The sequence below is a fragment of the Pseudomonas poae genome (genome assembly GCA_028869255.1).
In the GTDB taxonomy this organism is placed as follows: Bacteria; Pseudomonadota; Gammaproteobacteria; order Pseudomonadales; family Pseudomonadaceae; genus Aquipseudomonas; species Aquipseudomonas poae_C.
In genome coordinates this window covers 4,288,133-4,311,108 of the sequence record CP110972.1, presented here as the reverse complement: position 1 = coordinate 4,311,108, position 22,976 = coordinate 4,288,133, and the positions used below count along the sequence as shown (strand labels likewise).

The 22,976-nt window shown below is 61.4% G+C and carries 17 protein-coding genes and 2 pseudogenes; 11 read left to right on the top strand and 8 right to left on the bottom strand.

Translation table 11 applies throughout. The features are described 5' to 3' along the window. Positions 1-111: 111 nt before the first annotated feature. Complete coding sequence (locus tag LRS56_19585) at positions 112-2,376, bottom strand: bifunctional diguanylate cyclase/phosphodiesterase (GenBank protein WDU61039.1); 2,265 nt, start codon at positions 2,374-2,376, stop codon at positions 112-114. 139 nt (positions 2,377-2,515) lie between these two features. Beyond that, positions 2,516-2,881: a YkgJ family cysteine cluster protein gene (locus tag LRS56_19580; protein WDU61038.1), complete on the bottom strand. Its 366-nt coding sequence runs from the start codon at positions 2,879-2,881 to the stop codon at positions 2,516-2,518. Between the two features lie 253 nt (positions 2,882-3,134). On the opposite strand from LRS56_19580, the gene LRS56_19575 reads away from it, so the two are divergent. Beyond that, positions 3,135-4,481, top strand: a complete 1,347-nt coding sequence (locus LRS56_19575; GenBank protein ID WDU61037.1) for an MFS transporter — start codon at positions 3,135-3,137, stop codon at positions 4,479-4,481. 165 nt (positions 4,482-4,646) lie between these two features. Here the strand turns inward: LRS56_19575 and rapA are convergent, their stop codons facing one another. Then, on the bottom strand, positions 4,647-7,493 hold the full coding sequence (rapA, locus tag LRS56_19570) for an RNA polymerase-associated protein RapA (protein ID WDU61036.1): 2,847 nt from the start codon (positions 7,491-7,493) through the stop codon (positions 4,647-4,649). Between the two features lie 219 nt (positions 7,494-7,712). Here rapA and LRS56_19565 point away from each other — a divergent pair, with 219 nt between their 5' ends. Further along, positions 7,713-8,054, top strand: a complete 342-nt coding sequence (locus LRS56_19565; protein ID WDU61035.1) for an aspartate-semialdehyde dehydrogenase — start codon at positions 7,713-7,715, stop codon at positions 8,052-8,054. On the opposite strand, the pseudogene LRS56_19560 reads toward LRS56_19565, so the two are convergent. From LRS56_19560 to LRS56_19550, 3 genes and pseudogenes are all read right to left on the bottom strand, one after another. Then, positions 8,051-9,231 (bottom strand): annotated as a pseudogene (locus LRS56_19560) (aminotransferase class V-fold PLP-dependent enzyme). The gene LRS56_19565 and the pseudogene LRS56_19560 overlap by 4 nt on opposite strands. Beyond that, entirely contained in the window at positions 9,228-9,698 is a 471-nt protein-coding gene (locus LRS56_19555; protein ID WDU61034.1) for a RidA family protein, read from the bottom strand. The pseudogene LRS56_19560 and the gene LRS56_19555 overlap by 4 nt, the downstream one beginning before the upstream one ends. A gap of 90 nt (positions 9,699-9,788) precedes the next feature. Next, positions 9,789-10,661: a LysR substrate-binding domain-containing protein gene (locus LRS56_19550; GenBank protein ID WDU61033.1), complete on the bottom strand. Its 873-nt coding sequence runs from the start codon at positions 10,659-10,661 to the stop codon at positions 9,789-9,791. Between the two features lie 133 nt (positions 10,662-10,794). Between LRS56_19550 and LRS56_19545 the strand changes: the two genes are divergently transcribed. After that, on the top strand, positions 10,795-10,956 hold the full coding sequence (locus LRS56_19545) for a hypothetical protein (GenBank protein ID WDU61032.1): 162 nt from the start codon (positions 10,795-10,797) through the stop codon (positions 10,954-10,956). 1,244 nt (positions 10,957-12,200) lie between these two features. Here the strand turns inward: LRS56_19545 and LRS56_19540 are convergent. Both LRS56_19540 and LRS56_19535 read right to left on the bottom strand, forming a co-directional pair. Further along, positions 12,201-13,675: pseudogene (locus LRS56_19540) on the bottom strand (inorganic phosphate transporter). Between the two features lie 313 nt (positions 13,676-13,988). After that, positions 13,989-14,189 (bottom strand): hypothetical protein, encoded by a 201-nt coding sequence (locus LRS56_19535; protein ID WDU61031.1) that lies wholly within the window; start codon positions 14,187-14,189, stop codon positions 13,989-13,991. A gap of 544 nt (positions 14,190-14,733) precedes the next feature. Here LRS56_19535 and pcaR point away from each other — a divergent pair. The 8 genes from pcaR to LRS56_19495 all read left to right on the top strand — a co-directional run bounded on the left by pcaR (position 14,734) and on the right by LRS56_19495 (position 22,969). Then, complete coding sequence (pcaR, locus tag LRS56_19530; protein ID WDU61030.1) at positions 14,734-15,576, top strand: pca regulon transcriptional regulator PcaR; 843 nt, start codon at positions 14,734-14,736, stop codon at positions 15,574-15,576. A 148-nt stretch (positions 15,577-15,724) separates the two neighbouring features. Next, entirely contained in the window at positions 15,725-17,065 is a 1,341-nt protein-coding gene (locus LRS56_19525) for an MFS transporter (protein ID WDU61029.1), read from the top strand. 299 nt (positions 17,066-17,364) lie between these two features. After that, positions 17,365-18,222 (top strand): CoA transferase subunit A, encoded by an 858-nt coding sequence (locus LRS56_19520; protein WDU61028.1) that lies wholly within the window; start codon positions 17,365-17,367, stop codon positions 18,220-18,222. Then, positions 18,219-19,001: a CoA-transferase subunit beta gene (locus tag LRS56_19515; protein ID WDU61027.1), complete on the top strand. Its 783-nt coding sequence runs from the start codon at positions 18,219-18,221 to the stop codon at positions 18,999-19,001. Before LRS56_19520 ends, LRS56_19515 begins: the two co-directional genes overlap by 4 nt. Beyond that, positions 18,998-20,200 carry a 3-oxoadipyl-CoA thiolase gene (gene pcaF, locus LRS56_19510; protein ID WDU65781.1) on the top strand — a complete coding sequence of 401 codons (1,203 nt, stop codon included), beginning with the start codon at positions 18,998-19,000 and terminating at the stop codon, positions 20,198-20,200. Before LRS56_19515 ends, pcaF begins: the two co-directional genes overlap by 4 nt. Before the next feature lie 17 nt (positions 20,201-20,217). After that, on the top strand, positions 20,218-20,922 hold the full coding sequence (gene pcaH, locus LRS56_19505; GenBank protein WDU61026.1) for a protocatechuate 3,4-dioxygenase subunit beta: 705 nt from the start codon (positions 20,218-20,220) through the stop codon (positions 20,920-20,922). Between the two features lies 1 nt (position 20,923). Beyond that, positions 20,924-21,490 (top strand): protocatechuate 3,4-dioxygenase subunit alpha, encoded by a 567-nt coding sequence (pcaG, locus tag LRS56_19500; protein WDU61025.1) that lies wholly within the window; start codon positions 20,924-20,926, stop codon positions 21,488-21,490. 180 nt (positions 21,491-21,670) lie between these two features. Further along, positions 21,671-22,969, top strand: a complete 1,299-nt coding sequence (locus tag LRS56_19495) for an MFS family transporter (protein ID WDU61024.1) — start codon at positions 21,671-21,673, stop codon at positions 22,967-22,969. The last annotated feature ends 7 nt before the right edge of the window (positions 22,970-22,976 follow it).

Here is a 22,976-nt window from a genome sequence, read left to right as displayed (position 1 = left end):
TGATCGGGTTTGGGCCTGGTGTGCGCAGGCAAAACCTGGCCGGACTCTGATGAATCGGCCGTTTGTCGGGGTTCTTTAGGCGAATGATGGCGAAATGCCAAAGATTCGGCGTCAGCGAATTGGCCTAACCACGGACGTGGGCCCCGCAAGGCTGGGGGAGGGCGCTTTGGGCGGGGTATTTTCCTGGGCCCCCGCCACGCTGAACGGGTAGAGTGGGTTGCGGATGTCGATGCCCTGGATCACGCCGATGATGTCACTGGCCGGCACCGCCGGGCTCAACAGGTAGCCCTGGACAAAGTCACAGCCATGTTTGAGCAGCAGTTCGAACTGCGCCTGGGTTTCCACGCCTTCGGTCACCACCTGCAGGTGCAGGGTGTGGGCCATGCCGATAATGGCCTGGACGATCTCGATGTCGGCGGTGGACTTGGGAATATCCTGGATAAACGAGCGATCGATCTTCAAGGTGTTGAGCGGCAGGCGCTTGAGGTAGGCGAGGGAGGAGTAGCCGGTGCCGAAGTCGTCAATGGCCAGCGATACGCCCAGCGCACGGATCTGCCGCAGCAGCGCCAAGGTGCTGCTGATATTGCCCATCAGCGCATTTTCGGTGACTTCGAGTTCCAGGCGGTTGGGTGCGATCCCGCTGAAACGCAGCGCATCTTCGATTTCGTCCGCCAGCTCATCACGGGCCAGGTTCAAGGCCGAGCAGTTGACCGACATGGTCAGCTCGGTATACCCCCTCTCGGACAGCAGGCTCAGGTCATGACAGGCTTGACGCAGGACCCAGTGGTCCAATTCGGCGATCAACCCGTTGCTCTCGGCGATCCCGATAAACCGATCCGGCGTCAGCAACCCGTGCTGCGGGTGTTGCCAGCGCACCAGGGCTTCCAGACGCGTGACTTTGCCCAGTTTCATGTCGAAGATCGGTTGGTAGAACAGCACCAGTTGATTGCGGGTACGCAGGGCACCGCGCAGCTCTTCTTCCAGTTGCAACTCGAGGAAGGCCCGGGTTTTCAGGTTGGAACTGAAGAAATTAAGGCTATTTCGCCCGCTGTCCTTGGACTGGTACAGCGCCAGGTCGGCGGTTTTCAGCAGCTCTTCGCAGGTCAGGCCATCATCGGGGAACAGGCTGATACCGATGCTGGTGGTCATCACCATGCGCCGGCCGGCCAGTTCGATGGGTTCTTTCATCTTCTGCATGATGCGCTGGGCCATGTGCCGTGCTTCGTCGCGGTGGTGAATGCTGATCAGGATGCAGAACTCGTCGCCGCCAAACCGGGCGACTACATCGGCGTGGCTGCGCACCGAACCCTTGATATGCCCGGCCAGCACGCTGAGCAGTTGGTCGCCGGCGTCGTGCCCGAGGCTGTCGTTGATGCGCTTGAAATGGTCGATGTCGAGGAAGATCACCGCCAACATCCCGTTGGCGGCGGTTTTTTCGGCGATTTTTTCCGCGAAGATCTGGTTGAAACCCCGGCGATTGAGCAGGCTGGTCAGTGCGTCGTAATGCGCCACTTGTTGCAGCGAGGCGCGAGCCTGGTCCAGTTCGCTGAGCAGCGCATTGACCCGGCGCAGGTCGCGCTCCTTGTGTTGCAGCTTCTTGTCGGCCAGGGCCGCGCTGATGCTGCTGCCGATCACCAACAAAGTGATGACCGCCACCGACAAGCCCAGTTGAATCGGGTTGTTATCCGAAGACAAGGACAGGTCGGCCCCGTTGGGGACGATCAATTGCATGGCGGCCATGCCGGTGAAGTGCATGCTGATGATCCCGGCGCCCAGCACCAGGCTGGCGGCATACTTGAGCAGCTGATGGAACACGCCAGCCCCGTTGCGCAGGTAGCTCGACAGCAGTAGCGCCGCCAGGCTGGCGCCGATGGCAATCGCGATGGACGCCATGAACAACCCCGATTCGAAGTACACCTGGGCCTGGGAGCGCATGGCCGACATGCCGACGTAGTGCATCAGGGCGATCCCGAGCCCCATCCACACCGACGCCAGCACGTATTGATGCAAGCGCAGGTGGTTATGGCTGAGGGTCTGCATGGCGAACAACGATGCGATCAGGGCGATCAGCAAGGACACGAACGTCATGATCAATTCGTAATCGATGGCAATCGGGGCCTGGAAGGCCAGCATGCTGATGAAGTGAGTGGACCAGATACCCCCCGCCAGGCAGCCGGCGCCGAGCCAGCGCCAGTGGCGTCTTGCGGTGGGGTCCTCGACATGGCCAACGCGTTCGGCCATATCCAGCGTGCCGAACCCCGCCGCGCAAGCGACCAGGTAGGCCAACAGCACCAGGAACGGGTTATGACTGCAATTGAGTAATAAGTGCCCGCTCGCCGGGAGGTCGGTAAAAAAATGCAGACCGAGCCATTCCATAGCATTTCCCGTCATAGAGTCATTGTCACTGCCTACGGCAATAACCTATGAGGTCGAGTATAGAAGCCTCGCGGGAACTCACATGGGTAATGGCACTTTGCTCTCAACGATTTTGGCATGCCCCTGATAGCGTTTAATGCTAAGCGCTGATGGGCAGGTCCAACTCAAACGGCGCCTCCAAGGGCGGCAGGCCGAACGCTGCGCGAGCGGCGTCGCAATCGACGTTCTGCACGCCCTGGTCCCATGATGCCTCGAACTCACGGCAAGGGCTCGACCGTTGCTCATAAATGGTGCAGCGGGTGCCCTTGCCCACCTCGCCTTCAAGGCTGCAGCAGCGGGCGGGTTTCTGGTCGGTACCGATCATCGCCACGCGGGTGGGGTTGATCTGTACCACCAGGTCATCGGGCACCGTGCCCCCCGATGAGGCGCACTCTCCCCAGAAGAAAGACACACGAAAGTATGAACAGCAGGCACCGCAACTCAGACACGGACTGGCTTCGGACATGGGCGTCATCGATAAGAAAGCAGGGATTGGGGGACTACGGGAAGGCTCGCCATTCTATCCCCGCCATGGCCCTTGGGAAGAGGGGCGCGCACTTATATTTTGCGTAGGCAAAGTCCCATGCCCACGGGTGAAATCATGCCCTATCAGCTTTACGAATCATTACAGACAACCGCGTGCTGCCTGACTATGTTGCAGTTACCGGGCAGGATGCATCGGGCATCGCAGCTCTAATAACAATAAAAGAGACGGACCCATGCAGAACTCGACCCAAGCGGCGAATGCCTGGCGCATTCTGTTCCTGCTGTTCCTCGCCAACTTGTTCAACTTCTTCGATCGCACCATTCCGGCGATCATCATCGAGCCAATCCGCATGGAATGGCACCTGAGCGACTTTCAGCTCGGCATCATCGGCACCGCCTTCACCATCGTCTACGCCATTGCCGGCTTGCCGCTCGGGCGCCTGGCCGACACCGGCTCGCGCAGCAAACTCATGGGCTGGGGCCTGTTCGCCTGGAGCGGGCTGACGGCGGTGAACGGCATGGTCGGCAGTTTCTGGACCTTCCTGCTGGTGCGCATGGGCATCGGCATTGGTGAAGCCAGCTATGCCCCGGCGGCCAACTCGTTGATTGGCGACCTGTTCCCGGCGCACCGCCGCGCCCGGGCCATGGGGATTTTCATGCTCGGCCTGCCGCTGGGGCTGTTGCTGGCTTTCTTCACCATCGGCTGGATGGTCAAGGCGTTCGACAGCTGGCGTGCGCCGTTCTTTATCGCAGCCGTGCCGGGGATGATCCTGGCGGTGTTCATGTTCTATATCAAGGAGCCCAAGCGCGGCGCCGCGGAAACCGTGCAAGTGTCACAGGAACGCGTCGACCGCCCGATCCGCCGCGTGCTGGCGGTGCCGACCTTCCTGTGGCTGGTGCTGGCGGGGCTGTGCTTCAACTTCGCGACCTATGCGTGCAACTCGTTCCTGGTGCCGATGCTGCAGCGCTACTTCCTGATGCCCTTGCAGGAGGCGGCGGTCGCCACTGGGGTGATTGTCGGCGTCACTGGCCTGGTGGGCCTGACCTTGGGCGGCTGGATTGCCGACAAGATTCATCAGCGGGTTGCCAATGGGCGACTGTTGTTCGCGGCGTGCAGCCTGATCATCTCCACCGTCACCACTGCCTGGGCCTTGCATGCCGGGCGTATTGAGATCGGTGTGTTCGTGGCGCTGTTCAGTGTGGGCTGGTTGTTTGCCTATAACTTCTACACCTGCGTATACACGGCGATTCAGGACGTGGTTGAACCGCGCCTGCGGGCCACGGCGATGGCGCTGTTCTTTGCCGGGTTGTACTTGCTGGGCGGGGGCATGGGACCGATTGTGGTGGGCGGCTTGTCGGATCACTTTGCCCATTCGGCGATGTATGCCGAGGGGGCGACGCAGATGACCGAGGCTTATAAAGCGGTGGGCTTGCACGACGCCATGTACCTGATCCCGGTGGCGCTGTTCTTGACCATGCTGTTTCTGTTCCAGGCGTCGCGCAGTTTTGTGCGCGATGCCAAGCGAATGAAGGATGGCTTGAGCGAGGTGGTGGTGCCGGCTTCGGCGGCAACAGCCTAAGGCAGCTTGTGGCGAGCGGGCTTGCCCGCGTTGGGCTGCGAAGCAGCCCCAATACGATCACCACATTTCTTCAGACAAAACGTGGTTGCGGATTGGGGGCCGCTACCGGCCCAACGCGGGCAAGCCCGCTCGCCACAGTGTTTTTTCAGTCGGGCAGGTTAACTATCAACCCGCCACCAACACCCGAATCGCTTCCAGTCGCAGCGCCGCCTTGTCGAGCATGGCCAGGCCTTGCTCGCGTTGGTTACGCAGGGCCACCAATTCGCTGTCGCGTACGGTCGGGTTGACCGCCTGCAACGCGGTCAGGCGTGCCAGCTCTTCGTCGGTGTCCGCTGCCAGGCGGCGCTTGGCCTCGGCCACACGCTCGGCGTGGCGTGGGGTGATTTTCTCTTCGCCGGCGTTGATCCGTGGCGTCAGCTGATCGCGCTGGGCCTGGATAAACTTGTTGGCGCTGGCCCGTGGCACGCTTTCCAGCTGGTCGTTGAGGGTTTCGAACGACACGCGGCCCGACAGGTCATTGCCATTCGCATCCAGCAGGCAGCGCAGCGCGGCCGGCGGCAGGTAGCGGCCCAGTTGCAGCGAGCGCGGGGCAACCACTTCGCTGACGTAGAGCAGTTCCAGCAACACGGTGCCCGGCTTGAGCGCCTTGTTCTTGATCAGCGCCACGGCGGTGTTGCCCATCGAACCGGACAGCACCAGGTCCATGCCACCCTGCACCATCGGGTGTTCCCAGGTGATGAACTGCATGTCTTCACGCGACAGTGCCTGGTTACGGTCGTAGGTGATGGTCACACCTTCGTCGTCACCCAGGGGGAAGCTGGCGTCGAGCATTTTTTCGCTGGGCTTGAGGATCAGCGCGTTTTCCGAATGGTCTTCGCTGTCGATGCCGAACGCGTCGAACAGGGTTTCCATATAGATCGGCAGGGCGAACTGGTCGTCTTGCTCAAGGATGTCTTCAACCAATGCATCGCCTTCACCGGCGCCGCCGGAATTGAGCTCCAGCAGGCGGTCGCGGCCGGTGTGCAGTTCCTGCTCCAGGCGCTCGCGCTCGGCACGGGCCTCGTCGACCAGGGTTTGCCACTCGCCGTCGTCGGCGTTTTCCAGCAGCGGCAGCAGGCGCGGGCCGAACTGGTGCTGCAAGGCGTTACCGGTCGGGCAGGTGTTGAGGAACGCGTTCAGCGCCTCGTGATACCACTGAAACAGACGCTCTTGCGGGCTGGTTTCCAGGTACGGCACGTGCAGTTCGATCACGTGCTTCTGGCCGATCCGGTCCAGACGGCCGATCCGCTGTTCCAGCAGGTCAGGGTGGGACGGCAGGTCGAACAGCACCAGGTGGTGGGAGAACTGGAAGTTGCGACCTTCACTGCCGATTTCCGAGCAGATCAGCACCTGGGCGCCGAACTCTTCATCCGCGAAGTAGGCGGCGGCGCGGTCACGCTCGAGGATGTTCATGCCCTCGTGGAACACCGTGGCCGGAATGCCGGAGCGCACGCGCAGCGCGTCTTCCAGGTCCATGGCGGTTTCGGCGTGGGCGCAGATCACCAGGACCTTGGTGCGCTTGAGCATTTTCAGCTGGTCGATCAACCATTCGACCCGTGGGTCAAAGCGCCACCAGCGGTTTTCTTCCTCAATGTCGGGCTGCGACTGGAAGCTGACTTCCGGGTACAGCTCGGCATGTTCGCCCAGCGGCAACTCCAGGTATTCGTCCGGGTTCGGCAGCGGGTAGGCGTGCAGCTTGCGCTCGGGGAAACCCTGCACGGCGGCGCGGGTATTGCGGAACAGCACGCGCCCGGTGCCATGGCGGTCGAGCAACTCGCGCACCAGGCGTGCGCTGGCTTCGGTGTCGCCATCGTTGACGGCGGTGAGTAACGCCTCGCCTTCGTTACCCAGGAAACCCTGGATAGTCTTGTGCGCGGCAGGCGACAGGCGGCCCTTGTCCAGCAGCTCCTGCACGGCTTCGGCCACCGGGCGATAGTTTTCGCTCTCGGCGCGGAAGGCTTGCAGGTCGTGGAAACGGTTCGGGTCGAGCAGGCGCAGGCGGGCGAAGTGGCTGTCCTGGCCCAGTTGCTCAGGCGTGGCGGTGAGCAGCAGCACGCCCGGGATCACTTCGGCCAGTTGCTCGACCAGCGAGTACTCGGGGCTGGCTTTTTCTTCATGCCACACCAGGTGGTGGGCTTCGTCGACTACCAGCAGGTCCCAGCCGGCGGCGAACAGCGCATCCTGGGCCTTCTCGTCGTCCACCAGCCATTCCAGGGCCACCAGGGCCAGCTGGGTGTCTTCGAACGGGTTGGTGGCATCGCTTTCGATAAAGCGCTCTTCGTCAAACAGCGCGACTTGCAGGTTGAAGCGGCGGCGCATTTCCACCAGCCACTGGTGCTGCAGGTTTTCCGGCACCAGGATCAGCACGCGGTTGGCGCGGCCCGATAGCAGCTGGCGATGGATCACCAGGCCGGCCTCGATGGTCTTGCCCAGGCCCACTTCGTCGGCCAGCAATACCCGTGGCGCGATACGGTCGGCGACTTCACGGGCGATGTGCAGTTGGTGAGCAATGGGTTGTGCACGTACACCGCCCAGGCCCCACAGCGCGGACTGCAACTGGCGGCTGGTGTGTTCCAGGGTGTGGTAGCGCAGCGAGAACCAGGCCAGCGGGTCGATCTGCCCGGCGAACAGACGGTCGCTGGCCAGACGGAACTGGATGAAGTTCGACAGTTGGGTTTCCGGCAGGGTGACCTGCTCGTTCTGCCCATTGAGGCCGTGGTAGACCAGCAGGCCGTCGACGTCGTCGACCTCCTGTACGGTCATTTTCCAGCCTTCGAAATGGGTGATTGAGTCACCCGGCGAGAACCTCACGCGAGTGAGGGGCGCATTCCGTAGCGCATACTGGCGAGTGTCGCCAGTGGCCGGATAGAGCACGGTCAACAAGCGCCCGTCCTGTGCCAGAACGGTGCCTAACCCCAGCTCTGCTTCGCTGTCACTAATCCAGCGTTGCCCCGGTTGATACTGCTGCGCCATGCTGCCTGACTCCCGCCGTGAAAAAGCCGACTATCTTAACGGAACAAGCCCCCACGCCCAAGGACTCTGACAAAAACTACTCCGTTTGCACGCGGGTTCAGAGGCGCAATCGACGGGTGGCGGGCACTTGCGAGTGTCGACTGGGTCACAGCTTGGCGCGCCAGTGCTCAAGTCGCTGCTGTGCCCGCCGACAGCCTGATGATCAGGAGAATAACTATTATGCTGCCACCCATGCTGCCCGTGAGCGTTGTGCCGGTCACGTCACAACTCGATCCGGTCCGCCAGAAGCCGGATATCCCGCCCGTGGTGCCAGTGCAACCGGGCTCCAACGAAAGCACGATCGACCTGAAAAAGGGCGATTCCGAGCAGTCGACGTTCCTCTTGCGTGAAGAACAGCGCCGCCAGCAGGAGCAGCAGAAACGCCGGCGCGAAGCCGACGAAGACCCTGAAGTACACCTGGCGATCCCCGGTGACGTGCTGAACGCCGACAACACGGTGCCGGTGGTGCCGCTGATCGAAGACGCGCCGCGCCAGGGTTTGTGGGTGGACGTCGAGGTTTAATCGCGCAATGCGTGCAGCGCCGCGATGAGGTGCTCGATGTCCTCTTCGGTGTTGAGCGGGCTGACGGAAATCCGCGCAATACTCTTCAGCGCCCGCGCCTGCATATCCAGCGGGGTATAGGCCACGTCATTGGCGCCGATGTTGATGCGCTTGAGCGCCAGGCGGCGTTTGAGTTCGAAGGCGTCCCAGCCGGCGAGGTTGAAGGCGATCAGTCCTGAGTGATGGGTGCCCAGGTCGTGCAGAGAAACTCCCGGGATCTGACGCATCGCTTCGCGGATTCGTGCGCTGAGTTGCAAGACCCGCTCCCATGTCCGCTCTACACCCAGTCGGTTTATCTCCTGCAACGCATTGCCCAACCCGGCCAATAAGGCGTAGGACACTTCGCTGGTTTCAAAGCGCCGGGCGTCGTTGCGCAGGTCGAACCCCTCGGCGGTCCAGGGGCGGACAACACATCGCGCTGGGCCGGGTTCAAGTGCTGCAGAAAATCCGGCCGCACATACAGCAGCGCCGTGCCACGTGGCCCGCGCAGGTGCTTGCGCCCGGCCGACTTGAGCACATCGCACTGCAGCGCCTGCACATCCACCGGCACTTGGCCGAGCGCTTGCCCGGCGTCGATGAAGTAGGCAATGCCATGCCGCCTGGCGACCGCTCCGATTGCCTCGGCGGGGTTGATCAGGCCACCGTTGGCCGGGAGCCAGGTCAGGTCGATGAGCTTCACGTTGGCATCGATCATCGCCTCCAGCGCCAACGGGCAAACGGCGCCGCTTGCATCGCAAGGGATCACCTCCACCCGCGCCCCGGCCTGCACCGCCCACTGCATGCTCGCCAGGTTGCCGCCCCATTCGTGACGGCCGACCAGAATGCGCTCACCGGGTTGCCACGGGCCCAGGGCTTGGAAGGCCATGCTCCAGGCGCTCGAACCGCTGCCGGCAAAGGCAATCGAGGCGGCCGGCGCGTTAAGCAATTGCCCGGCGGCGCGGCGGGCTTTTTCCACCAGGATGGCGCCATGCTCGCCGGCTTCCATCGGGCCATCACGGGCTTCGCGTTGCAGTTGGTCGATGATTGCATCGAGGGTTGCCTGGCTGGGTAACGATGCACCGGCATGGTTGAAATGCACGATGCCCGAGCGGCAGCCGGGTGTGCTGTCGCGTAGCTGCTGCGCCTCAAGCGGGCTCACGGCTGCAGCTCGAAAATCGCATCGACTTCCACGGCCACACCGGCTGGCAGGCTGGACACGCCCACGGCGCTGCGCACATGCCGGCCCTTGTCGCCAAGGGCGTTGACCAGCAGGTTCGAGGCACCGTTGGCGACCGCGCTCTGGCGCGAGAAGTCGCCGCTGCTGGCGATGAATACGCCCAGGCGCAGAGTGCGCACCACACGCGCCAGGTCATCTCCTACGGCTTCACTCAATTGCGCCAGCAGGCCCAGCGTCGCCAGCTCTGCCGCCTGAGCGCCGTCCTCATCGCTGAGGCCTTCGCCCAGCCGGCCGAGGTAGGCGGGTTTACCGTCGACCAATGGAATTTGCCCGGAGATAAACAGCTGGTTCTGGCTCACCACACAGCTGATGTAGTTGGCCGCCGGCTGGCTTGGGGTGGGCAGCGTCAGGCCGATGGCGTGCACACGTTGGCGAATGGAGTTGCTCATGGTGAAACCTCCTGGGGTCAGAGGTTTGAGCATGTTGGCTGCGACGGTGGGCGACAAACGCATAGATCTCACGCGACGTATCGAAATAACTCACGCGTCGCGGCAGGCGTCCTTCAGCCACTCGCTGAAACACCTGGCGGCTTCACTGACGGCGCCCTGGGGCGCGATCAGCCAGTAACCGATCTCGCTGCGATACGGCGGCCAGTCGTAGGCTTGCACCAGGCTGCCGTCCTGGAGTTTGCGCTCGATCAAACGGTGACGCCCCATGGCGATGCCCTGGCCGGCTACGGCGGCTTCGACCACGATGTTGTAGTCGTGCAGCAGCACGCGTGGGTGGTGTTCGAGGTCGACTTGATAATGCTCCGACCAATCCGTCCACTCGAAGGGGCGGTGCGAAGTGGCCATCAGCAACGGCCCGTTGTGCAACTGGCTGGCCTTGAAGGCCGGGCTGCAGACCGGTGAGATCACTTCAGGCATCAGCCGCGTGGCCTGCACGTCGGGCCAGTCGCCCTTGCCATAACGAATCGCCAGGTCGACCTCGGCGCCAGCGACATTGGCCAATTGAATCGCCGGCAACAGCTCCACCTGGATATGCGGGTAGCGGTTCAAAAACGCAGCCAGGCGCGGGGCCAGCCACAGGGTGGCGAAGGAGGCCAGCAGGCCGACGCGCAGCACGCTGGTACTGGGCGCTGTTCGCTGGGCGCGAGTGGCGGCGGCGATGGCGTCGAGGGCGGGGCGGATTTCTTCGTAGTAGCGTTGGCCGTCGGCGGTCAGATCGATCGCACGGGTGCGTCGGATAAACAGCGGTTTGCCCAGGTGCTGTTCGAGTTTTTGCACCTGGTGGCTGAGGGCGCTTTGGGTTACCGACAACTCATTGGCCGCTTTGATAAAACTCAAGTGCCGGGCCACGGCTTCAAAGGCGCGCAGGGCCAGCAGCGGGGGAAGGTCCTTGTGCAGTGACACCTGGGTGCGCCTATTCGGTTGCGTGGAAAGTGCCGATTTTGGTTGATGGCCTGCCTTTTGTCGCCCGCTGATTTGCCGTCGGGCGGGGGAGGCCGCATTATTGGGGCATTTCCGCCACGACGTAAGCCAAGCCATGAGTGATGATGACAAGCTGATTGACCTGAATGCTGAGCGTGCCAAGCGTGTGCATGACCTTAATGACAAGCGCCTGAATGAGGTGCGCCAGGCATTTGAGCAGGCCATGCCGTTGGGCAAAGTTAAGAAAAAGTCGAAGAACAAGCCGAAAAAGCGTTGAAATGGTCTGTGTCGGTTGATGCAGGTCAGTTATTGCCCTTCTTTACGTCCCGTTGCGGGCGACATTGATCCTCGTCAATTTTCCAATCGGGTTTGTGCATTAAGTTAGCCCTATCGCAACAGGGCAAGTGCAGGAGGCCGGTCATGTTTATCGATAATGTGGTGTTTGCCGGGGTGCTGACTGTCAGCCTCATGGTGGTGTTTTTTGTAGGGTTTGGGATTTTTATCTGGAAGGACGCTAATAAGCGTAAAGAACCGTAAGTTCTTTCGGGTTATAGGGGCACGCAAGGCATTTTGGGCGACTTCGGTTGCCCTTTTTTTTGGTTGTTTTTTTGTGTGTATATCCGTTGTTTGGGTAACGGCTGAGTATGGTTTCGCTCTTACAGCGACTCACTTTTGGAAGGACCCAAAAGTAAGCAAAAGGTCCTCGCCCCATCACTCGGCACCTCGCCTCCGGCTCGGTGTGCCCTCACTCCGGCTTTGGAGCGTGGGCCGCCGCGATGGGCCATCCTTGGCCCAGCGCGGCTAACCCGGCGTCCTGCCGGGTTGCCCACGCTCCAAAGCCTGCGTTCGGCCATCGTGATTGACGGGGCGTCTCAGATCACAATCAAAAGCCCTGGATCAAAAGATCGCTGACTTCGTCAGCGGTAAGGATGTAAGGGCCACGGCTAAAACAAAGCAAAGCGAGGCGGCCTGACAGCCGACCTGAGCATTGAAGCTGTACTCGGTTCAAATGTGGGAGCTGGCTTGCCTGCGATGCAGACACCTCGACCTGTCAGGCACACCGAGTTGATGCTTTCGCAGGCAAGCCAGCTCCCACAGAAAAGCACCCCACTGCGCACGCCGAACCGCTCTTGATCTACACCATTCAGGTCGGCTACTAGGCCGCCGTGCTCTGCTTTTGATCTTGATCTAGGCGCCCCATTAACCACGCTGGCCGCACGCAGGCTTGAATCCGTGGGTAACCCGGCAGGACGCCGGGTTAGCCGCGCTGGGCCATGGATGGCCCATCGCGGCGGCCCACGGATTCAAGTCTGCGTGCGGGCACACCGAGCCGGAGGCGAGGTGCCGAGTGGTGGGGCAAGAGCCTTTTGGTTACTTTTGGGCTCTTTCCAAAAGTGACTCGCTGTAAGAGCGAAACCAATATCAGCCGTAACCACAAAAACGGATATGTACCCCCCAATCAGCCATAAAAAAAGGCGCGATCTTCAGCAAGATCACGCCTTCTTTATCAGCCGCAGCCTATCAGCTACCCAACGCCTTGGAAGCCAACCAGAACAACCCGGCCGACAGCCCCACAGTCGCCGGCAGGGTCAGCACCCACGCCATCAGAATAGTCTTCACCGTGCCACCTTGCAGCCCACTCTTGTTGGCAACCATAGTCCCGGCCACACCCGACGACAGCACATGCGTAGTAGAAACCGGCAGGCTGAAAATGTTGGCCAGGCCAATCATGCTCGCCGTGGTGATCTGCGCCGACATGCCCTGGGCATAGGTCATGCCCTGCTTGCCGATCTTCTCGCCAATCGTCAGCACCACACGCTTCCAGCCCACCATGGTACCCAGGCCCAGGGCCAGTGCCACCGCGAGGATCACCCAGAACGGCGCGTATTCGGTGGTGGCGGTCAGGTCTTTGCGCAATTTGTCGAGGTCGGACTTCTCACGCGCTTCCAGGCCCGGCAGTTTGCCGACTTTCTTCGCGGTATCGTCCAGGCAGAGCAGATAGCGACGTACTTCAATACGATGTTCGGCCGTCAGCGAATGGTAATCGGAGACACCTTTCAATGTGCTCAGCAACGCTTCGATGGTCGGCTCGGTCTGCTGCGGGTTGCACTGGAACTTGCCCGGCAGGTCGTTCTTCACGCTTTTGCCCAGGGCCAGGAACTCACCGAGGGTCTCGTGGTTGCGCTGGTAGAACTGGTTGAGGTGCAAGGTAGCGTCGCGGGTACGTTCGATCTGGTAAGTGGTGCTGCCCAGGTCGAGTACAAATTGCGCCGGCACAATACCGATCAGCACCAGCATGATCAGGCCGATACCTTTCTGACCGTCGTTGGAGCCGTGTACAAAGCTCACGGCCATGGCGGAGATCACCAGGACCAGGCGGTTCCAGAACGGAGGATGCTTTTTATCGTCGAGCTTGCGGCGCTGGTCCGGGGTCTTGTGCATCTTCGACAGCGGGCGCCACCATTTCAGGCCCAGTAGCACCAAGGCTGCGACCAGGAAACCGGCCATCGGCGAGAACACCAGGGATGCGCCAATATCGATCGCCTTCTGCCAGTTCACACCGTCAGCCAGCGGAATATCGTTGATCAAGGCATTGGCCAGGCCGACACCCAGGATCGAGCCGATCAGGGTGTGGGAGCTGGAGGCAGGGATACCGAAGTACCAGGTGCCCAGGTTCCAGGTGATCGCTGCGGCCAATAATGAGAAGACCATCGCCAAACCATGGCCAGTGTTCACATTGATCAGCAACTCCACCGGCAGCAAGTGCACGATGGCGTAGGCGACACCCACCCCCCGAGCAACACGCCGAGGAAGTTGAACACCCCGGAGAAGAACACGGCCAGGTGCGGCGGCATGGCTTTGGTATAGATGACTGTGGCCACCGCGTTAGCGGTGTCACGAAAGCCATTGATGAACTCGAAGGCGAGGACAAAGGCCAGGGCGAGCAACAGGCTCACGAGAACCCAAGCATCCAGTCCGCTGAATAAATCGATCATGAAGGTTTTCTGACCCGGTCGTAAGGGGGCGCGATTATGCCAGAAAACCTCGGTAATCGATGCACTAGCTGCTCATCGGTAACAATCTTCGATGAAAAAAACGCGGGGAAAGGCGCGCATCCCAGGGTTTTCGGGGCTTTGGCAAGTCTTTGATTTATAAAGCAGGGGGCGCGCAGGGCGGGGGATTGTCACTAAAACGTCATGTCTGAAACATTTGTATGAAATTTCGCTAAATGCAGTGGGATGCAAGCTTGCCGACTGCTAGCTATATGCCAGCAGTCAGGGCGAAAACCTGCGGCTCAAACCGAATCGCTTATGGCTCTTCGGTTTTGAGTTCCTGTTCAATCTTCTGGATTTCCTGGGCAAATGCCTGGTCGAGCAGGCTGGCTCGTTTGCGCCAGGGTTTGCGCTCAGGTTCAGGCTGGGCGGCGTAGGTGGTGACTTCCCCGCCGTAAACGTCCTTGTAACGTTGCTCCTGGCGCTCAAGTTCCGCGCGCAGTTCGTCTTTCGTCACAGTGTTACCTAATTGAGTTGAGTTTAATAAGTTGCAGCGTTATGCCTGAATGCCGCCCTCGGGCTGTTCCAAATTGAACGATTGAAGCATTCAAGTTTGAAATAAGCACACGTGGCCACTTATTAGTGCGAGCATTCAAGGCCGCGAGTTGCAATCGGCAATGCACTGCCTGTGCATCGTCTGATGAGCTTCGGTCTCGAGCATGAGATCGGGTAGACCTGCCGATAGGGTGCATTATAGCGGCGGATTTGAATAACACTATCGGCAGAAAGTTAAAAAGCGTCAACATCGCGTGAGGGCTTTGTTACATGAGCGCGTCGGTCTTTGTGGATATTCTGGCGCCAGAAGTTCCAGGAAACTTTAGGCGTAATAAAACCCTTTTGTAACTTTTCACGCGATGTCAGCCCGCAGGCGAGGAGCGTTGCCGGTTTGCGATAATCGAATGATCGTCCGATAATCGCCCAATGTTCCAGGCCCTGCCTTGTGCATGCCCCGCGGCGCGGCTTGTAATAGCGCGGTTGACAATAAGAGAAAGGAACCCGACATGAACGATCAATTGCGCAACTCTTTCGCGTCAGTGGCGCCGCCGATCGTTGCCTCGCCGGCCAAGCGTATCCAGGCATTTACCGGTGATCCGGATTTCATGACCTCCCTGGCCCGTGGTCTGGCTGTGGTGCAGGCGTTCCAGGAGCGCAAGCGCCACCTCACCATCGCCCAGATCAGCCACCGCACGGAAATCCCCCGCGCCGCCGTACGCCGTTGCCTGCACACGTTGATCAAGCTGGGTTATGCCACCACGGATGGGCGGACTTATTCGCTGTTGCCCAAAGTCCTGACCCTGGGCCACGCCTACTTGTCGTCCACGCCGCTGGCGGTGTCGGCCCAACCCTACCTTGACCGCATGAGTGAGCAACTCCACGAAGCCTGCAACATGGCCACCCTTGAAGGCGACGACATTCTCTATATCGCCCGTTCGGCCACCACTCAGCGCCTGATTTCGGTGGACCTGTCGGTGGGCGGGCGCTTGCCGGCGTATTGCACCTCCATGGGCCGCATCCTGCTGGCGGCATTGGACGACGCCTCGCTGCAGGATTACCTCGACCACGCCGACCTGCAAACCAAAACCAGCCGCACGCTGACCACTCCCGAAGCTTTGTTCGAATGCCTGCAACAAGTGCGTCAGCAGGGTTGGTGCATTGTGGATCAGGAATTGGAGCAGGGCCTGCGCTCCATCGCGGTGCCGGTGTACGACGCGTCCGGCCAGGTGCTGGCCGCGCTCAACGTCAGCACGCATGCCGGCCGAGTCAGCCGCAGCGAACTGGAGCAGCGATTTTTGCCGAGCATGCTCAGTGCCAGCCGTGAGTTGAGTGCACAACTGTTTGCCTAAGCTGTTCGGTGACCGCACAGATCCCGGTTTGATGAATTGACGGTGTTTCCCCTGGCTTATTACTGTGCGGCAGCGCTCCTCTGGGGCCGCCGCCAATAATAACGACGACCTCAGGTCGTATGCCCGCCATCGGTGTGGAATAAAGATAATGAATCAGCCTTCTGTCGGTACCACGCTGGACGTCCAGTCCTTTATCAATGCCCAGCCACTGTCACGCTACCAGTGGCGCGTGGTGATCCTGTGTTTCCTGATTGTCTTCCTCGATGGCCTCGACACCGCCGCCATGGGCTTTATTGCGCCTGCGCTGTCCCAGGATTGGGGCATCGACCGCGCCAGCCTCGGCCCGGTGATGAGTGCTGCGTTGATCGGCATGGTGTTCGGCGCCCTGGGTTCCGGGCCGCTGGCGGATCGTTTCGGGCGCAAGGTGGTGTTGGTCGGCGCGGTGCTGGTGTTCGGCGCGTTCAGCCTGGCCTCGGCCTACAGCAGCAATGTCGACCAATTGCTGGTGTTGCGCTTTCTCACCGGGCTGGGCCTCGGCGCCGGCATGCCGAACGCCACGACCCTGCTTTCCGAATACACCCCCGAACGCCACAAGTCGCTGCTGGTGACCAGTATGTTCTGTGGCTTCAACCTGGGCATGGCGGGGGGTGGGTTTATCTCGGCCAAGCTGATCCCGGCGTTCGGCTGGCACGCCTTGCTGATGATTGGCGGCATCTTGCCGTTGATCCTGGTGGTGGTGCTGGTGCTGTGGCTGCCGGAGTCGGCGCGCTACCTGGTGGTGCGCAACCGAGGGACCGACAAGGTGCGCAAAACCCTGTCGCCCATCGAACCCTCCATCGTCGCCCAGGCCACCGGCTTCAGCGTGCCGGAGCAGAAAACCGTCAAGGCGCGCAACGTATTCGCGGTGATTTTCTCCGGCACCTACAGCGCCGGCACCTTGCTGCTGTGGCTCACCTACTTTATGGGCCTGGTGATCGTTTACCTGCTGACCAGTTGGTTGCCGACCCTGATGCGTGACAGCGGCGCCAGCCTCGAACAGGCCGCGTTTATCGGCGCATTGTTCCAGTTTGGTGGGGTATTGAGTGCCGTCGGCGTGGGCTGGGCGATGGACCGGTTCAACCCCCACAAGGTCATCGGCACGTTTTACCTGCTGGCCGGGGTGTTTGCCTACGCGGTCGGGCAGAGCCTGGGCAATATCACCCTGTTGGCAACCCTGGTGCTGGTCGCCGGCATGTGTGTCAACGGTGCCCAATCGGCGATGCCGTCCCTGGCGGCGCGCTTCTATCCGACCCAGGGGCGCGCCACCGGGGTGTCCTGGATGCTTGGCATCGGCCGCTTTGGCGCGATCCTCGGCGCATGGATGGGCGCCACGTTGCTGGGCCTGGGCTGGAACTTTGAGCAGGTGCTGACAGCGTTGGTGATCCCGGCCGCGTTGGCCACTGCTGCGGTGGTGATCAAAGGGATGGTCAGCCACGCCGACGCCACTTGAGGGTGGGCGCGGTGCTTAGATTGCGCTGGCCTCTGTGGGAGCTGGCTTGCCCGCGAATGCATCGCGCCGGTTCAACTGTCGGACCCAGTCGTTTGCATCGCAGGCAAGCCAGCTCTCACATTGATTGTGCCCAGTTGAGTTTGAGTGTTTCGCAGGAAAGATTAGCTAGACAACAATCTGTTCGATAATCGAACGCTGAGTCGATTATCGGATTGTTTGGCCCAAATCCCCGGCTTAATCTTCAAGCACTTCGGCGCCACCTCAGCGCCTTTTTCGATCCACACCGGGAGCCCAACCCCATGGCTGAAATTCTTGCGCTGCGCGACGCGGTGAAGCAGTTTGTGAACGACGGCGATACCGTCGCACTGGAAGGCTTCACCCATTTGATCCCTACAGCAGCGGGTCATGAAATCATTCGTCAGGGCAAGAAAGACCTGACGCTGGTGCGTATGACGCCTGACCTGATCTACGACCAGTTGATCGGCGCCGGTTGCGCCCGCAAGTTGATTTTCTCCTGGGGCGGCAACCCGGGTGTGGGCTCCCTGCATCGCCTGCGCGACGCGGTCGAGAAACAATGGCCGCAACCGCTGGAAATCGAAGAGCACAGCCACGCCGACCTGGCCAATGCCTACGTTGCCGGCGCCTCAGGGCTACCCTTTGCGGTGCTGCGTGCCTACGCCGGTTCCGACCTGCCCAAAGTCAACCCGCTGATCAAGACCGTGACCTGCCCGTTCACCGGCGAAGTGCTGGCGGCGGTGCCGTCGGTGCGTCCGGACATCAGCGTGATCCACGCGCAAAAAGCCGACCGCAAGGGCAACGTGCTGCTCTGGGGCATCTTGGGCGTGCAGAAGGAAGCGGCCCTGGCGGCCAAGCGTTGCATCGTCACCGTGGAAGAAATCGTCGACGACCTGAACGCGCCGATGAACAGCTGCGTGCTGCCGACCTGGGCCCTGACTGCGGTGTGCCACGTACCCGGTGGCGCACACCCGTCCTACGCCCACGGCTACAACGAACGCGACAACCGTTTCTACCAGGCGTGGGACCCAATCGCCCGTGACCGTGGGACCTTTACCGCCTGGATCGATGAATACATCCACGGCACTGCCGATTTCAGTGAATTCCAGGCCAAGCTGGCCACCGCGCAGGAGGCCAAGTGATGGCTTACTCGACCAATGAAATGATGACCGTCGCCGCCGCCCGCCGCCTCAAGAACGGCTCGGTGTGTTTTGTGGGCATCGGCCTGCCGTCCAAGGCGGCCAACCTGGCGCGGCTGACTTCGTCGCCGGATGTGGTGCTGATCTACGAATCCGGCCCGATTGGCGCCAAACCATCGGTATTGCCGTTGTCGATTGGCGATGGCGAGCTGGCGGAAACCGCCGACACCGTGGTACCGACCGGTGAGATTTTTCGCTACTGGCTGCAAGGCGGGCGCATTGACGTGGGCTTTCTGGGCGCAGCCCGGGTTGACCGTTTTGGCAATATCAACACCACCGTCGTCGGTGATTACCACCAGCCCAAAGTGCGCCTGCCGGGTGCCGGTGGCGCGCCGGAAATCGCCGGTTCGGCCAAGAGCGTGCTGATCATCCTCAAGCAGTCGGCGCGTTCGTTTGTCGACAAGCTGGACTTCATCACCTCGGTCGGCCACGGCGAAGGCGGCGATTCGCGCAAACGCCTGGGCCTGCCGGGTGCCGGTCCTGTCGGCATTATTACCGACCTGTGCATCATGGAGCCGGAGGAGGGCACCCATGAGTTCGTGGTCACCGCGTTGCACCCTGGCGTGACCCGCGAGCAAGTGATTGCCGCCACCGGTTGGGCGATTCGCTTTGCGGAGCAGGTGAGCACCACCGCGCAACCTACCGAGGTCGAGCTGACCGCCCTGCGTGACCTCGAAGCGCGCACCGCCGCCGCCCATGGTCAAGCGCCTGGAGAAGCCTGATGCGCGACGTATTTATCTGTGATGCCATCCGCACCCCCATCGGCCGGTTCGGCGGTGGTTTGTCCACGGTACGCGCCGATGACTTGGCGGCGTTGCCGATCAAGGCCCTGATCGAGCGCAACCCCTCGGTGGACTGGGCAGCGGTGGACGAGGTATTCCTCGGCTGCGCCAACCAGGCCGGTGAAGACAACCGCAACGTGGCGCGCATGGCCTTGCTGCTGGCGGGCCTGCCGGAGAGTATCCCGGGCGTGACGCTCAACCGCCTGTGTGCTTCGGGCATGGACGCAATCGGCACCGCGTTTCGTGCCATCGCCAGCGGCGAGATGGAGCTGGCGATTGCCGGTGGCGTCGAGGCGATGTCCCGTGCGCCGTTTGTGATGGGCAAGGCCGACGCGGCGTTTTCGCGCAACATGAAGCTGGAAGACACCACCATCGGCTGGCGTTTTATCAACCCGCTGATGAAGGCCCAGTACGGTGTGGATGCGATGCCACAGACCGCCGACAACGTCGCCGACGATTACAGCGTGTCCCGCGCCGACCAGGACGCCTTCGCCTTGCGCAGCCAGCAGCGCACCGCCGCCGCCCAGGCTGCCGGGTTCTTCGCCGAAGAAATCGTGCCGGTGCGGGTTGCGCATAAAAAAGGCGAAACCCTGGTGGAGCATGATGAGCACCCACGAGACACCACCCTGGAAGCCCTGGCCAAGCTCAAACCGGTCAACGGCCCGGACAAGACCGTCACCGCCGGCAATGCCTCGGGCGTGAATGACGGCGCCGCGGCGCTGATTCTGGCCTCTGCCGAAGCGGTGAAAAAACACGGCCTGACCGCCCGCGCTCGCGTGCTGGGCATGGCCAGCGCCGCTGTCGCGCCACGGGTGATGGGCATCGGCCCGGTGCCGGCGGTGCGCAAACTGGTGGAGCGCCTGGGGTTGGCAGTCACCGATTTTGACGTGATCGAACTCAACGAAGCCTTCGCCAGCCAAGGTCTGGCGGTGCTGCGTGAGCTGGGCATTGCCGACGACGCACCCCAGGTCAACCCGAACGGCGGCGCCATCGCCCTTGGCCATCCGTTGGGCATGAGCGGCGCACGGCTGGTCCTGACCGCGCTGCACCACCTTGAGAAAACCGGCGGCCGCAAAGGCCTGGCGACCATGTGTGTCGGCGTGGGCCAAGGTTTGGCCCTGGCCATTGAACGCATCTAATAAGAGAGGATTGCTCCATGAGTGACAAGCCCGGTTACCGGCGCCCGCAAGCGGGCACTCAACCTGATTACCTGCACCCGGCCTACCAGTCGACGAACCTGCGTTCGCCGTCCAAGCCGTTGGTGTTCCTGCCCCATTCCTTGTCGGAAATCACCGGCCCGACCATTGGCGCCGAGCGGATCAATGAGAAGGACAATGACCTCACCGCACAGCACGAGGGCGAGCCGCAAGGCGAGCGCATCATCATTCACGGGCGTGTGCTGGATGAAAACGGCCTGCCGGTGCCGGGGATTCTGGTGGAGATCTGGCAGGCCAACGCCGCCGGTCGCTACAACCACAAGCGCGACCTGCACGACGCGCCGCTGGACCCGAATTTCACCGGCACCGGCCGCACCGTCACCGACGCCGATGGCTGGTACCAGTTCCAGACCATCAAGCCCGGTGCCTACCCGTGGGGCAACCACCACAACGCGTGGCGCCCGGCGCATATCCACTTTTCGCTGTTCGGCCCGAGCGTGCTGACACGGCTGGTCACGCAAATGTATTTCCCCGGCGACCCGCTGCTGGAATACGACCCGATCTATAACTGCGTGCCGGACACCTCGGCCAAGCAGCGCCTGATCGCCAGCTTCGACCTGGAAAAAACCATTCCTTCCTATGCCCTCGGCTACCGCTGGGACATCGTCCTGCGCGGCCGCGAAGCCACGCCGATGGAGAAATGAGATGACACTCTATGCGACCACGTCCCACACCGTTGGGCCGTACTACCACATCGGCCTGACCTGGCTGAACCGCGAAGACCTGACCGTACCCGCCACCTTGGGCGAGCGCGTGGCGATCAGCGGGCAGGTGGTGGACGGCAACGGTGATGTCGTCAACGACGCCATGCTCGAAGTCTGGCAGGCAAATGCCGCCGGTAAGTACGACCACCCTGAGGATGAGCAGGACAAGGCTGTCGACCCGAACTTCGAAGGCTTTGGCCGGGTGCCGGTGGACGCCGAAGGACGGTTTCGCTTTACCACCATCAAACCGGGCAGCGTGCCGGGGCTGCAAGGCACGACCCAGGCGCCGCACCTGGTGGTGCTGGTGTTCGCGCGCGGCCTGGTGAAGCACTTGCTGACGCGGATTTATTTTGACGGTGAGGCGTTGAATGGCGACGACCCGTTGCTGGCGTGTGTGCCGGCAGAGCGGCGCAGTACCTTGATTGCCAAGCCGGATGCGGCTGGGGTGCATCAGTGGAATGTGATTTTGCAGGGCACAGACAAGGAAACGGTGTTTTTCGATTATTGAGTTGGCTGTAGGGCTTCATCGCAGGCAAGCCAGCTCCCACAGGAGATACCGGCCAACGGTGGGAGCTGGCTTGCCTGCGATGAGGCCCTTTCAGGCAATGCATATCCAAAAGTCTGCTTGCGGAACATGGTTGTTGCAAAGTATGTCTAGGCTATAACCGTTCCCACTGAGTGAAAAAACATGACAACAACGACGACAAGTCACTACACCGGAGAAGAACGCAGCAAACGGATATTCGCGATCGTCGGGGCATCCTCCGGCAACCTCGTCGAATGGTTTGACTTCTACGTCTATGCCTTCTGCGCCATCTACTTTGCCCCGGCGTTTTTTCCGTCGGACGACCCCACGGTGCAACTGCTCAACACCGCCGGTGTATTTGCCGCCGGGTTCCTGATGCGACCTATCGGCGGCTGGCTGTTTGGCCGGGTGGCCGACAAGCACGGCCGTAAAAATTCGATGATGATCTCGGTGCTGATGATGTGCGCCGGCTCTCTGGTCATCGCCTTCCTGCCCACCTACAAAGACATCGGCGCCTGGGCTCCGGCGTTGCTGTTGGTGGCGCGCTTGTTCCAGGGCCTGTCGGTGGGTGGCGAATACGGCACCACCGCGACCTACATGAGTGAGGTCGCGCTCAAGGGCCAGCGTGGTTTCTTCGCCTCATTCCAGTACGTCACGCTGATCGGCGGGCAACTGCTGGCGGTGTTGGTGGTGGTGATCCTGCAACAGCTGCTTACCGAAGAAGAATTGCGCGCCTGGGGCTGGCGGATTCCGTTCGTGATCGGCGCCATTGCGGCGGTGATCTCGCTGTTGCTGCGTCGCACCCTCAAGGAAACCACCAGCAAGGAAACGCGCCAGGACAAGGACGCCGGCAGCATTGCCGCGCTGTTCCGCGATCACAAGGCAGCGTTTATCACCGTGCTCGGCTACACCGCCGGCGGCTCGCTGATTTTCTACACCTTTACCACCTACATGCAGAAATACCTGGTGAACACCGCCGGGATGCACGCCAAGACGGCCAGCTACATCATGACCGGTGCGCTGTTCCTCTACATGTGTATGCAGCCGTTGTTCGGCATGCTGGCGGACAAGATCGGCCGTCGTAACTCGATGCTCTGGTTCGGCGCGTTGGGCACCCTGTGCACCGTGCCGATCCTGCTCAGCCTGAAAACCGTCAGCAGCCCGTTCCTGGCGTTTGTGCTGATCACCCTGGCCCTGGCGATTGTAAGTTTCTACACCTCGATCAGCGGCCTGGTGAAAGCCGAAATGTTCCCGCCCCAAGTGCGCGCCCTGGGTGTGGGCCTGGCGTATGCGGTAGCCAACGCAATTTTTGGTGGCTCGGCGGAATACGTGGCCCTGGGCCTTAAATCCATGGGCATGGAAAACACCTTCTACTGGTACGTCACCGGCATGATGGCGGTGGCCTTCCTGTTCAGCTTGCGCCTGCCGAAACAGGCGGCGTATTTGCACCACGATCTGTAAGGGACGA

Bases quoted from the DNA above. Each gene is read 5' to 3' on its own strand.
- LRS56_19585 (WDU61039.1), bottom strand. From the start codon at position 2,376: ATGGAATGGCTCGGTCTGCATTTTTTTACCGACCTCCCGGCGAGCGGG.
- LRS56_19580 (WDU61038.1), bottom strand. From the start codon at position 2,881: ATGTCCGAAGCCAGTCCGTGTCTGAGTTGCGGTGCCTGCTGTTCATAC.
- LRS56_19575 (WDU61037.1), top strand. From the start codon at position 3,135: ATGCAGAACTCGACCCAAGCGGCGAATGCCTGGCGCATTCTGTTCCTG.
- rapA (WDU61036.1), bottom strand. From the start codon at position 7,493: ATGGCGCAGCAGTATCAACCGGGGCAACGCTGGATTAGTGACAGCGAA.
- LRS56_19565 (WDU61035.1), top strand. From the start codon at position 7,713: ATGCTGCCACCCATGCTGCCCGTGAGCGTTGTGCCGGTCACGTCACAA.
- LRS56_19555 (WDU61034.1), bottom strand. From the start codon at position 9,698: ATGAGCAACTCCATTCGCCAACGTGTGCACGCCATCGGCCTGACGCTG.
- LRS56_19545 (WDU61032.1), top strand. From the start codon at position 10,795: ATGAGTGATGATGACAAGCTGATTGACCTGAATGCTGAGCGTGCCAAG.
- pcaR (WDU61030.1), top strand. From the start codon at position 14,734: ATGAACGATCAATTGCGCAACTCTTTCGCGTCAGTGGCGCCGCCGATC.
- LRS56_19525 (WDU61029.1), top strand. From the start codon at position 15,725: ATGAATCAGCCTTCTGTCGGTACCACGCTGGACGTCCAGTCCTTTATC.
- LRS56_19520 (WDU61028.1), top strand. From the start codon at position 17,365: ATGGCTGAAATTCTTGCGCTGCGCGACGCGGTGAAGCAGTTTGTGAAC.
- pcaH (WDU61026.1), top strand. From the start codon at position 20,218: ATGAGTGACAAGCCCGGTTACCGGCGCCCGCAAGCGGGCACTCAACCT.
- pcaG (WDU61025.1), top strand. From the start codon at position 20,924: ATGACACTCTATGCGACCACGTCCCACACCGTTGGGCCGTACTACCAC.
- LRS56_19495 (WDU61024.1), top strand. From the start codon at position 21,671: ATGACAACAACGACGACAAGTCACTACACCGGAGAAGAACGCAGCAAA.